Below are 11,250 nucleotides of genomic sequence, written 5' to 3' on the forward strand. Positions count from 1 at the left end.
ATTCTGGACAAACAGTACGGCTACATGGTCGGAATGGTCAACGGAAAAGTAAAGAAAATTCCGCTGGGCGAGTGCGCCGGAAAATTAAAGACCGTAGATCCGAATGCACAGGAAGTCCTGCAGGCAAAACGGATGGGAATCAGCTTCGGCGATTGATGCGTTCCCGAAAAAGGCAAGGAAAAAGAACGGAGGCCTTAAAGCAAGAAGAACAAGGTCTCCGTTCTTCTGTTGCACTGCTGTCCAAAAGAAACTGCCGGCGGCAGGCTTCTATGCCGATGCAATAAAAGGAGAAAAATTTTATGAGCTATACTGCTCTGTACCGAAAATTCCGTCCTTCTACCTTTGAGGATGTAAAAGGACAGGATCACATTGTAACAACATTAAAAAATCAGATCCGCGCGGACCGCATCGGTCATGCGTACCTATTCTGCGGAACCCGCGGAACAGGAAAAACGACGATCGCCAAGATTCTCGCCCGCTCGGTCAACTGCGAACATCCCGTGGACGGAAGCCCGTGCAACGAATGTCCGACGTGTAAGGCGATTCTGGCGGGTGTTTCCACGAACGTCATCGAGATCGACGCGGCATCGAACAACGGTGTCGACAACATCCGTGAAATCCGTGAGGAGGTAGCCTACCGGCCGACACAGGGACGGTATAAAGTCTATATCATCGACGAGGTGCATATGCTTTCTACCGGAGCGTTCAATGCACTCTTAAAAACCCTGGAGGAGCCGCCGCCCTATGTCATCTTCATTCTGGCGACCACAGAGGCAAACAAAATCCCGGTGACGATCCTTTCCAGATGCCAGCGGTACGATTTCCGCCGCATCACGATCGATACCATCGCGGCGCGTCTTAGTGAACTGATGGAAAAAGAGGGCGTGGACGTCGAAGAAAAAGCCATCCGCTACGTCGCAAAGGCGGGCGACGGCTCCATGCGAGACGCGTTAAGCCTCCTGGATCAGTGCATCGCCTTCTACCTCGGGCAGAAGCTGACGTACGATAAAGTTCTTGAAGTTCTCGGAACTGTTGATACCGAAATCTTCAGCCAGATGCTCCGCACGATCCTCGCCGGGGATGTAACGGGAAGCATCCGCACGCTGGAAACCCTTTTAAACCGCGGAAAAGAGCTGGGACAGTTCGTTACCGACTTTACGTGGTATCTGCGGAATCTGCTGTTGGTAAAAAGCGCAGATGAAACCGAAGAACTGCTCGACGTCTCTACAGAAAACCTGAAGCTCTTAAAAGAAGAGAGCACGATGGTAGACGATGAGACGCTGATCCACTATATCCGCGTTTTATCCGAGCTCTCCAGCCAGCTCCGCTATGCGGCGCAGAAGCGCGTGCTCGTTGAGGTGGCGCTCGTCAAACTCTGCAAACCGCAGATGGAGCAGAACCTCGAATCCGTGCTGGAGCGGCTTAGGATTCTCGAAGAAAAAATGGAGCGCGGAATCCCGATGATGGTGACAAATGCACCGGGAGCAGGAAACGGCAGTGCAGGAGGCTCCGGAGCGGCCGGAGACGGCTATGCGGCGGCAGAAACACCGCAGAGTGCACCGGCACCAGTGAAAGCCGCACCGGCGGATTTACAGCGCATCAGCGCGTCCTGGAAGGCAATTGTCGGCCAGACAAGCGGCATGTTCCGCCAGTTTCTGCAGAGCGCCGTTCCGAAATACAACAGCGAGACGGGCGACGCCAAACTGTTTGTTGAGTTTGCAGACCAGCTCGCATCCATCTACGTTGAGCGGCCGGAGGCAGCCGATGAGATCCGCACCATTATTGAACAGATGACTGGAAAAACCGTAGAGGTTCAGCTCATTTTAGCAGACCAGCATGCAAACGCCGCGCTCTCCACGATTTCCGTGGATGATGCACTGACGCAGGCGATTCATGGAATCCCGGTCGAGGAGGACGACGAGAGCGACTTCGACGACGGGGAAGAATAGATTAAAAACAAATTTTTCAGGAGGATATTACCCATGGCAAAAAGAGGAGGATTCCCGGGAGGAATGCCGGGCAACATGAACAATCTGATGAAGCAGGCTCAGAAAATGCAGAAGCAGATGGAAGAGAACCAGAAAGCACTGGAGGAGAAAGAGTTCACTGCGACAGCAGGCGGCGGAGCCGTAGAAGTAACCATTTCCGGTAAAAAAGAAGTAACCAAAGTTAAAATCAGCGAAGATGCCGTAGATCCGGACGACGTAGAAATGCTCGAGGATCTGATCATGGCAGCAACCAACGAAGCACTGCGCAAAGTTGAGGACGAGGCAGCCAAAGCTATGGGCAAACTTGCCGGCGGACTCGGCAGCATGGGCGGAGGATTCCCGTTCTGATGGATTACTACAGCGGATACATCAATCAGTTGATCGAGCAGCTGTCCCATCTGCCTGGCATCGGTGTGAAAACCGCACAGCGACTGGCCTTTCATATTATGAATATGCCGGCCGACCAGGCAAAACGGCTGGCCGATTCGATCACAGAAGCAAAATCCCACGTCCAGTACTGCAAGTGCTGCCAGACCCTGACCGACAAAGAGCTGTGCCCGATCTGCGCAAATGTCAAGCGCGACCACAGCGTGATCATGGTGGTGGAGACGACGCAGGATCTTGCGGCATATGAAAAAACCGGAAAATACGACGGCGTTTACCACGTCCTGCACGGGGCCATCTCCCCGATGCTGGGGATTGGGCCGGACGACATCCGGTTAAAAGAGCTGATGCAGCGCCTCCAGGGCGATGTCTCGGAGGTTATCGTTGCCACGAACTCCAGCCTGGAGGGCGAGACAACGGCCATGTACATCAGCAAGCTGATCAAGCCGACCGGCATCAAGGTGACGCGGATTGCAAGCGGCGTTCCGGTGGGCGGCGATCTGGAAAATATTGACGAAGTCACCCTTCTGCGTGCGTTAGAGGGCAGAACGGAGCTGTGATTATGGGCAGAAAAAAAGTGACATCCAGTGATGTCGCAGCAGCCTCAGGCGTATCCCAGGCGACGGTCTCCATGATCCTGAACCGGCGGGAAAACGTTTCGTTCTCGCGGGAAACCGTAGAAAAAGTGGAGGCGGCGGCAAAAGAGCTGGGCTACCAGATTCCGCGGCGGAAGATGAGAAGAGAGTCGAACGGCAACAAGCTGATCGTCGTCTTCTGTCCGACGCTGACGAATCCTTACTATGTGATGCTGCTGCACGGCATCGAAGAAGTTGCAAAAGAGAAGAATTACGGGGTCTTTGTCTGCAATACGCAGAGGGACCTGAAAATCGAAGAGAATTATCTTCGGATGATGAAGAGTGTGCGCCCGCGCGGCATTATCTACACCTGCAATCCGAGCAGAAGCTGCAAGGAAAAAGTGGAGGAGCTGGCCGCGGAGATTCCGCTTGTCATCATCAACAACCGAGAAGAGCTGCTGGAAATTGATGCGGTCGAGCTGAACAATGCAAAACCCGGCAGGCTGATGGCACGCCACCTGCTGGAACTGGGACACCGGCATGTGGCGTTTGTTTCACCTCCGCTGACTTCCAAACAGGGCCAGCGCCTGAAACGCGTGGAGGGCTTTGTGCGCGAGTTTGAGGAGGCAGGATACGGCGACGGCGTGATCGTCAAATCGGCGGATGAGGACCTCGACGAGGTGATCCCGAGCATGGATTCTGAGTACAAGATGGGCTATTATCTGACGAAGGAACTGCTGCGGGAGGACAAGAACCTTACGGCAATCGTCGGCATGAATGATATGATCGCGTTCGGGATCATGGACGCCGTGCTCGAGAGCAAACTGCGCATTCCGGCGGATATTTCCGTAGTGGGATGTGACAACACTGTCTATTCCAGCTTCCGCTCGATTTCCCTGACGACGATCGACCACTATGTGCCATTGAAGGGCCGCGATGCGTGCGATATCATCCTGCGGAAAATCCAGTCTCTTCGGGAAAGCCAGGACGGCAATGAACCCTTAAGCACGTATCATGTCGAGTATGAGCCGAAACTGATCGTGCGGCGCAGCACTTCGTATGCAAGAACCGAAAAATTAAAAAATAAATAGGACGGCTGAAATTATTATTAATAATTTTGAATAAAACAGCTCCGGCGCAAACCGGGAAAACACAAAGAAAAGAAAAAACCGGAAAAAATGAGAAAAAATCCGCCAGAGTAATTTATAAAATAGTATTTATAAATAATAAAATTAATTAATAAAAATGAGGCCGACTTGACGGAAAAACCAAACATATCTATACTGGAGATAACAGAAAAACGGAGCCGTTCTGCGGAAAACAACAGGCCCCGAAACCTTACGAAAGTATGAATATGGGAGGAAAAACAACATGAGATTTTTCATCGACACAGCAAAAGTAGAGGACATTAAAAAAGCAAACGACATGGGTGTTATCTGCGGCGTTACCACCAACCCGTCCCTGATCGCAAAAGAAGGACGTGACTTCAAAGAGGTCATCAAAGAGATCACCGAGATCGTAGACGGACCGATCAGCGGTGAGGTAAAAGCTACCACAACAGATGCAGAAGGCATGATCAAAGAAGGCCGTGAGATCGCAGCCATCCATCCAAACATGGTTGTTAAAATCCCGATGACCGTAGAAGGACTCAAAGCTGTTAAAGTTCTGAGCGCAGAGGGCATCAAGACAAACGTAACCCTGATCTTCTCCGCAAACCAGGCACTTCTGGCTGCAAGAGCAGGTGCAACTTATGTTTCCCCATTCCTTGGAAGACTTGATGACATCAGCACCCGCGGCGTTGATCTGATCCGTGAAATCGTTGAGATCTTCGACGTAGCCGGCATCGACACCGAGATCATCGCAGCAAGCGTCCGCAACCCGATCCACGTAACCGACTGCGCACTGGCTGGTGCAGACATTGCAACTGTTCCATACAACGTAATCGTACAGATGACCAAACATCCTCTGACCGACGCCGGAATTGCAAAATTCCAGGCTGACTACAAAGCTGTATTCGGCGAATAAGACCTAAACATGATTGCATAAAAGCTGGAAATATGGTATTGTGAACGAAGTGAACAATAGCGATATTTCCAGCTTTTGATTCCGATCCAACTAAACAAGGAGAAAAGACATGAACAAGTTAGAACTTCAGAAGACGGCCAATGAGATCCGCAAAGGGATCGTCAGCGGCGTTCATGCAGCAAAGGCCGGCCATCCGGGCGGATCTCTGTCTGCAGCCGATATTTTCACGTATCTGTATTTTGAAGAAATGAACGTGGACCCGAAAAATCCAAAAGATCCGGACCGCGATCGTTTTGTACTTTCGAAAGGCCACACAGCGCCGGGACTCTACGCAGCACTGGCTGAAAAAGGTTACTTCCCGAAAGAAGACCTGCTGACCCTTCGTCACCTTGGCTCTTACCTGCAGGGACATCCGGATATGAAACATATCCCGGGCGTTGATATGTCAAGCGGTTCCCTCGGACAGGGAATCTCCGCAGCAGTCGGAATGGCACTCGGTGCAAAACTGCAGAACAAAGCATTTCGTGTTTATACACTTCTTGGCGATGGTGAAATCCAGGAAGGACAGGTCTGGGAGGCAGCCATGTTTGCCGGAGCAAAACATCTGGACAACCTCGTTGTGATCGTAGACAACAACGGACTTCAGATCGACGGAAACGTAGCAGATGTCAACAGCCCGTACCCGATCGACAAAAAATTCGAGGCATTCAACTTCCACGTAATCAACGTAGCGGACGGCAACGATTTCGATCAGCTGAAAGCTGCATTTGATGAGGCGCGCACCGTAACAGGCATGCCGACCGCCATCATCACAAAGACCGTAAAAGGAAAAGGCGTTTCCTTCATGGAGAACCAGGTAGGCTGGCACGGAAAAGCTCCGAACGATGAAGAATACGCAATTGCTATGGCAGAACTGGAAAAGGCAGGTGAAGCGTTATGTCAGAAGTAAAGAAAATCGCAACAAGAGAAAGTTACGGTAATGCACTGGTTGAACTTGGCGCAGAGCATGACAATCTGATCGTACTCGACGCTGACCTTGCAGCAGCAACCAAGACCGGTGTGTTCAAAAAAGCATATCCGGACCGCCACATCGACTGTGGTATCGCAGAATGTAATATGATGGGAATCGCTGCCGGCCTTTCCACCACAGGCATCGTTCCGTTCGCAAGCACCTTCGCGATGTTTGCCGCAGGCCGTGCCTTCGAGCAGGTGCGCAACTCCATCGGATACCCGCATCTGAACGTAAAAATCGGTGCTACCCATGCCGGAATTTCCGTAGGAGAAGACGGCGCAACACATCAGTGCAACGAGGATATCGCCCTGATGAGAACCATCCCGGGCATGGTCATCCTGAACCCGGCAGATGATGTAGAGGCAAAAGCCTGCGTGAAAGCAGCTTATGAATACAACGGACCGGTTTACCTTCGTTTCGGACGTCTGGCAGTGCCGGTGATCAACGACAGACCGGATTACAAATTTGAGCTCGGAAAAGGCGTTGTTCTCCGTGAAGGCAAGGATGTCACCATCGTTGCAACAGGCCTTTGCGTAAGCTCCGCTCTGGAAGCAGCAGAGAAACTTGCCGCAGACGGCATTGATGCCAAGATCATCAACATCCACACCATCAAACCGCTGGATGAGGAGCTGATCGTTGCAGCAGCAAAAGAGACCGGCAAAGTCGTAACCGTAGAAGAGCACTCCGTGATCGGAGGACTTGGAAGCGCAGTCTGCGATGCACTGGCAGAGAAATGCCCGGTTCCAGTGAAGAAAATCGGTGTACAGGACGTCTTCGGAGAGTCCGGCCCGGCAGCTGCTCTTCTTGCAAAATACAAACTCGACGGCGAGGGCGTTTACGAGCAGGTAAAAGAGTTCTGTAAATAAGATTTTTCGAAATAAATGACAAAAGAAAACAGGCAGAGGCCACACCGGAAAACGGTGCAGTCTCTGCCTGTTTTGTTGTCTGCAGTTTTTCTTAAAGCAGAAGTTCGCTTGTCCCGGCCGCCTCAAGTTCCCGGCAGGCGAGCAGGATTCCCTGAGAGATGGATTCCGCCATATGGAAAATCGTGGCAAGCCGGGTTGTCTGCAGAAGAAGCTGTTCAAAACTGCCCGATACATTCACAATGCCTGTGATAAAAATATCCCCGACCTCGGGCAGCGTCTTCCCTGCCCCCGCGCCCGGCCGGATCGCCCCGTTTCCGATCGTGATGTATCCCTGATGACGCCGCGAACCAAGCGAAGCATCGATCGCAACGAGCAGTGCCTCCGGGTGGCGGGAATGGATGTACGAAATCCGGTCCGGTAGATTCAGGGCGTGCACCGGGTCATCCAGCGTTCCGTAGACATGAAAAATGCGGCTGCAGTACGGCGAAAGCTGGTACCCGATCAGCGGTCCTAAGGAATCCCCAGTGATCCGGTCGCTTCCGATGCAGAGAAATACCAGTTCACGGAACATGCGTCCGTCCTTTTGAATGCAGTAAGAAAACAGCGACGCCAGCTCTTCGCTGGCGCTGCGGCTTCGCTCATTGATGTAGTAAACTTCGGCGTCTTTTTTTCGAAACATGACCGGTACCTGCCTTTCAGAAGAATCATCCACAGTTTAACCGTATATGGTATAAACTATTCCTGCAATGAAAAAAACATGACATGCCCTCCGGTGCAGAAAAACGGGAAAACAGTCGGAAAAAACCGTGACAGCCCTGCCCCAAAACGATCTTTTTCGCGGAACATCCGTGATAAAGTAGGCAAAAAGGGGTGAAAAGCATGATTGAGATTGTCTATAAAGAAAACAAAGAGCAGGCGAACGGCAACGAGGGATACTTTCATCTGCCGAAAAATATCCGACAGGTCGGTGATACGAACGGCAGGGAGCGGATTTATCTGGAAGATTATGTCGGAACCTTTCTGAAAAAATATTTTTCCGCACCAGAGGGACGTGCCGCCATGCTGTTCGGCGAATTTAAGTGGGCGGACGGAATTTCCTACTTTTTTATCCGCAGCGCGGCCGCGATTCATACGATGGAGCCGGCGCCGGATCACCTGGTCTTCGATGATGCAGTATGGACGGAGGTCCACGATGTGATGGAAAAATATTTCAAAAACCAGCAGATCCTCGGCTGGGCACTTTCTCTTCCGGGATACGGGGAGGATCTGAATGAACAGATCATCCGAGCGCATCTGAACCACTTCGGCGGAAATGACAAGACGCTGTTCCGCGTCAACGGACAGGAAAAAGAGGAAACCTTCTATACGTACGAGGGCGGCACCCTGCGGAGCACGGGAGGTTTTTACATTTATTATGAAAAGAATGAGCCGATGCAGTCGTATCTGATCGATCAGAATCAGAACCGGTCGATCGAAAACGGAGAGAGCGTGCCCGACCGCGCTGTCAGCGATTTTCGGAAGATGATTGAGGAGAAGAGCGGGGAGGAGCCGGAACACGATCACAGAAAGCCGATCCTCTATGCGATGACAGCATGCGCGGCTGCGGCGCTTCTTGTGACGGTGACGCAGAAATACGGAGATGCGCTGCCGTTTCCGGGGAAAACAAAGGAGCAGACGGTAGCAGTGGCGGGAAACGTACAGGGAGAGAAGAAACAGACGGCGGAGAGTGCAGCGGAAGCATCAGCGGCGGAAGAGGGAAACACAGGGGAAAATACTTCGACACCGGAAAGCACAGGAACGGAACTGGAAACGGAAAATGAGAGCGGGAGCGCGGCAGTAAGTGAGGAGCAGAATTTATCCGGAACGGATCCGGCAGGCAGCGGAGCGCAAAGCACATCCGGCGGGGAGCAGACTGGTGCAGCGGAGAACAATACCGGTACGGCGCAGACAGATCCAGCACCGGGAGCAGAGCCATCGTCCGCCCCGGGAACTGCTTCCGGCAGTGAGACGGCAGAAACCGCCGCGCAGGTCTGGCAGGAGTACACCGTACAGAAGGGGGACAGCCTCTCGAAAATCAGTGAGAGATATTACGGAACGATGAGCAGAGTGAAAGATATCTGCGAACTGAACCAGATTGCGGTGGAAGATCTCATATATGCGGGGCAGAAAATATACCTCCCAAAATAGAGAAAAATATGGTACACTAGAGCGGAATCAAACTGCGGCCGAAAGGGCGGCAGAAAATAAGTCCGAAAAGAACATAAGGGGAATGAAAATGGACGGAAAAAACAGAGAAGAACAGGAGAACGGAGCAAAAGTCCGGGATCTTGAGGAGTATAAAGCAGAAAACAGAAAAAGAAAACGCAGACGCCGGATCACCGTTGGAATCCTTGCAGGAGCCATTCTCGCGGCCGGAATTGGTACAGGGGTATGGCTTCAGCTGCGTACTTTTCAGGGATACGACATAGTACAGGCAACAGAGACCGAGGACACCGATACGTATATGTTTCAGAAATCCGGAAATAAGATCGTGCGCTACGGTGTCGACGGCATCGAACTGCGCGACCGGAAAAATCAGACCCTCTGGAGCGATCATTATACCATGGAAAATCCGCAGATGATATCCTGCGGCGATGCAATTGCCATTTACGATAAAAACGGAACCAAAATTGTTGTATACGATGCCGATGGAAAGGCCGGCGAAATTACCGCGTCGTATCCGATCGTGAAAGCATCCGTTGCAGGCCAGGGCGTCGTTGCGGCGATTCTGGAAAACAACGGGGAGAGCTGGATCAAATACTATAATACCGATGGAACGGAGATCGCCTCCTCTCACCCGAACATGGACAGCCCGGGCTATCCGATGGATCTCTCACTTTCCGCGGACGGACTCTGGATGGCGGTTTCCTACGCTTACGAAGACGGCGGCAAGATGAAATCACAGGTCGCTTTCTACAATTTCGGAAGCAGGGGCGAGGATCTGGTGGACAATCTTGCAAGCTCATCGAGCTACACCGATATGCTGTGCCCGCAGATCGAAACCGCGGGAACATCCTCATGGGTTGCCTTCTTTGACAACGGCTTCCGCGTTTATGAAGGAACAAACAAGCCGAAGGAAACGGTGAGCGTATCGGAAGATGGAGAAATTTTAAGCTGCGCGTATGCGGACGACCGCGTGGTTCTGATTCTGCGCGGGGAGAGCGACGATCATCCTTACCGGATGAAAATCTACAATCTGAAAGGAAAGCAGCTTGCGGATGAAAATCTGGATTTCTATTACCAGAACCTTCAGATAGAAGAAAAACAGATTCTGCTGACGAACCGGCAGGAGCTGTGTGTATATACCTTAAATGGAAGAAAGAAGTACAGCGGCGTGGTCAGCGAAACACAGATTCACGAGATCCTCGGCATGGGGCAGAACCGGTATCTGCTCGCGGAGGAGGACGGCGTTTCGATGATCCGGCTGAAATAGGAGAAGAAAAACATGAATTGGCTGAGATACGTATTACTTGCGGTGTGTATTCTTTCCGCGCTGGCTGGATATCAAAAGGGGCTGGTCCGGACAGTGCTGTCCATGGTGTCCCTGATTCTGGTGACAGGACTGGCGATCTGGATGAATCCATATGTGACGGATGTGTTGAATGAGCGGACGGAGCTGCCGCAGTATGTGGAGAAGAAATGTTTAGAGACATTTGAAAACAATGAATTTCTGTCGGGGGAAAACCAGGATGTGCAGAAGAAATGGCTGGAGAGCATGGGCGTGCCGGAGGAGCTGGTGAACCAGATTCTCGGAAGCGGCGCGGTGCAGGAGTACCAGGAGGAACAGCTGCACAGTCTGGCATCCTATGCGGCGAAGGCAGTATCCGAAAAGATTATGAAAGGAATCGCTTTCTTTCTGACCCTGGTGCTGGCCGTTGCCTTGGTGACGATTGCGGTGAAAATTGTGGAACTGATCGCGGAAATTCCGGGGATCAGCTTTTTGAACCGCATGGGAGGAGCAGGACTCGGCGTGGTGCGCGCGGTACTGTGGATCTGGATTTTCTTTGCCGTGGCATACTGCTTTCAGGCGACGCACTGGGGGAATGTATGCATGGAGCAGATCCAGGGCGATCCGGCACTTGCATGGCTCAGGGAAAATAATCCGGTGCTGATGCTGTTGAAGAATGTACTATAAAAAGATAGAACGGGACTCTGAGGAGTTCCGTTTTTTACGTCACAATGAATAGTCAGATAGAATAATAAAAATACAGAATTGTATGTATTTTTCTAAAAATAAGAAAATTCGAAAAAAGGTGTTGACTTTTGCTTTTGATGGTGTTATTATAACTAAGCTGTCAGCGAGAGCTACAGTGAATGAGTTCTTTTGAAACAGAAAAACCTAGTTCGGAGCCGGGTGGCTG

12 protein-coding genes and 1 pseudogene are annotated in these 11,250 nt (G+C 51.6%); 12 read left to right on the top strand and 1 reads right to left on the bottom strand.

Translation table 11 applies throughout. From position 1 onward, the window contains the following. The 9 genes and pseudogenes from ACY2VT_RS13340 to ACY2VT_RS13380 form a co-directional block, all read left to right on the top strand. A pseudogene (locus tag ACY2VT_RS13340) lies at positions 1-156 on the top strand (6-phosphofructokinase); the annotation flags it as partial. Between the two features lie 143 nt (positions 157-299). Further along, the gene (gene dnaX, locus ACY2VT_RS13345) at positions 300-1,949 is read left to right on the top strand and encodes a DNA polymerase III subunit gamma/tau (RefSeq protein WP_461880223.1); all 1,650 of its coding nucleotides are present in this window, start codon (positions 300-302) and stop codon (positions 1,947-1,949) included. Positions 1,950-1,982: 33 nt separating this feature from the next. Then, complete coding sequence (locus ACY2VT_RS13350; protein WP_022463269.1) at positions 1,983-2,336, top strand: YbaB/EbfC family nucleoid-associated protein; 354 nt, start codon at positions 1,983-1,985, stop codon at positions 2,334-2,336. Further along, positions 2,336-2,932, top strand: coding sequence for a recombination mediator RecR (gene recR / locus ACY2VT_RS13355; protein WP_022463270.1), 597 nt, complete (start codon positions 2,336-2,338; stop codon positions 2,930-2,932). Before ACY2VT_RS13350 ends, recR begins: the two co-directional genes overlap by 1 nt. Before the next feature lie 2 nt (positions 2,933-2,934). Further along, the gene (locus ACY2VT_RS13360; RefSeq protein ID WP_022463271.1) at positions 2,935-4,038 is read left to right on the top strand and encodes a LacI family DNA-binding transcriptional regulator; all 1,104 of its coding nucleotides are present in this window, start codon (positions 2,935-2,937) and stop codon (positions 4,036-4,038) included. A gap of 26 nt (positions 4,039-4,064) precedes the next feature. After that, entirely contained in the window at positions 4,065-4,187 is a 123-nt protein-coding gene (locus ACY2VT_RS13365) for a hypothetical protein (RefSeq protein ID WP_461880224.1), read from the top strand. A gap of 131 nt (positions 4,188-4,318) precedes the next feature. Continuing rightward, entirely contained in the window at positions 4,319-4,972 is a 654-nt protein-coding gene (fsa, locus tag ACY2VT_RS13370; RefSeq protein WP_022463272.1) for a fructose-6-phosphate aldolase, read from the top strand. Between the two features lie 109 nt (positions 4,973-5,081). Beyond that, the gene (locus ACY2VT_RS13375; protein WP_055219293.1) at positions 5,082-5,921 is read left to right on the top strand and encodes a transketolase; all 840 of its coding nucleotides are present in this window, start codon (positions 5,082-5,084) and stop codon (positions 5,919-5,921) included. Continuing rightward, entirely contained in the window at positions 5,909-6,850 is a 942-nt protein-coding gene (locus ACY2VT_RS13380) for a transketolase family protein (protein ID WP_055219295.1), read from the top strand. The genes ACY2VT_RS13375 and ACY2VT_RS13380 overlap by 13 nt, the downstream gene beginning before the upstream one ends. Before the next feature lie 91 nt (positions 6,851-6,941). On the opposite strand, the gene yyaC is transcribed toward ACY2VT_RS13380, so the two are convergent. Next, positions 6,942-7,529: a spore protease YyaC gene (gene yyaC, locus ACY2VT_RS13385; protein WP_055226856.1), complete on the bottom strand. Its 588-nt coding sequence runs from the start codon at positions 7,527-7,529 to the stop codon at positions 6,942-6,944. A gap of 200 nt (positions 7,530-7,729) precedes the next feature. Here yyaC and ACY2VT_RS13390 point away from each other — a divergent pair, with 200 nt between their 5' ends. The 3 genes from ACY2VT_RS13390 to ACY2VT_RS13400 all read left to right on the top strand — a co-directional run bounded on the left by ACY2VT_RS13390 (position 7,730) and on the right by ACY2VT_RS13400 (position 11,024). Further along, positions 7,730-9,037, top strand: coding sequence for a LysM peptidoglycan-binding domain-containing protein (locus ACY2VT_RS13390; RefSeq protein ID WP_461880225.1), 1,308 nt, complete (start codon positions 7,730-7,732; stop codon positions 9,035-9,037). Positions 9,038-9,125: 88 nt separating this feature from the next. After that, on the top strand, positions 9,126-10,322 hold the full coding sequence (locus ACY2VT_RS13395) for a DUF5711 family protein (protein WP_461880226.1): 1,197 nt from the start codon (positions 9,126-9,128) through the stop codon (positions 10,320-10,322). A 12-nt stretch (positions 10,323-10,334) separates the two neighbouring features. Continuing rightward, on the top strand, positions 10,335-11,024 hold the full coding sequence (locus tag ACY2VT_RS13400) for a CvpA family protein (RefSeq protein WP_238033392.1): 690 nt from the start codon (positions 10,335-10,337) through the stop codon (positions 11,022-11,024). Positions 11,025-11,250: the final 226 nt, after the last annotated feature.

It is taken from the genome of Fusicatenibacter sp. (genome assembly GCF_050872605.1).
Taxonomy (GTDB): domain Bacteria; phylum Bacillota; class Clostridia; order Lachnospirales; family Lachnospiraceae; genus Fusicatenibacter.

Bases quoted from the DNA above. Each gene is read 5' to 3' on its own strand.
- yyaC (WP_055226856.1), bottom strand. From the start codon at position 7,529: ATGTTTCGAAAAAAAGACGCCGAAGTTTACTACATCAATGAGCGAAGC.
- ACY2VT_RS13360 (WP_022463271.1), top strand. From the start codon at position 2,935: ATGGGCAGAAAAAAAGTGACATCCAGTGATGTCGCAGCAGCCTCAGGC.
- ACY2VT_RS13350 (WP_022463269.1), top strand. From the start codon at position 1,983: ATGGCAAAAAGAGGAGGATTCCCGGGAGGAATGCCGGGCAACATGAAC.
- dnaX (WP_461880223.1), top strand. From the start codon at position 300: ATGAGCTATACTGCTCTGTACCGAAAATTCCGTCCTTCTACCTTTGAG.
- ACY2VT_RS13380 (WP_055219295.1), top strand. From the start codon at position 5,909: ATGTCAGAAGTAAAGAAAATCGCAACAAGAGAAAGTTACGGTAATGCA.
- recR (WP_022463270.1), top strand. From the start codon at position 2,336: ATGGATTACTACAGCGGATACATCAATCAGTTGATCGAGCAGCTGTCC.
- ACY2VT_RS13390 (WP_461880225.1), top strand. From the start codon at position 7,730: ATGATTGAGATTGTCTATAAAGAAAACAAAGAGCAGGCGAACGGCAAC.
- ACY2VT_RS13400 (WP_238033392.1), top strand. From the start codon at position 10,335: ATGAATTGGCTGAGATACGTATTACTTGCGGTGTGTATTCTTTCCGCG.
- ACY2VT_RS13395 (WP_461880226.1), top strand. From the start codon at position 9,126: ATGGACGGAAAAAACAGAGAAGAACAGGAGAACGGAGCAAAAGTCCGG.
- ACY2VT_RS13375 (WP_055219293.1), top strand. From the start codon at position 5,082: ATGAACAAGTTAGAACTTCAGAAGACGGCCAATGAGATCCGCAAAGGG.
- fsa (WP_022463272.1), top strand. From the start codon at position 4,319: ATGAGATTTTTCATCGACACAGCAAAAGTAGAGGACATTAAAAAAGCA.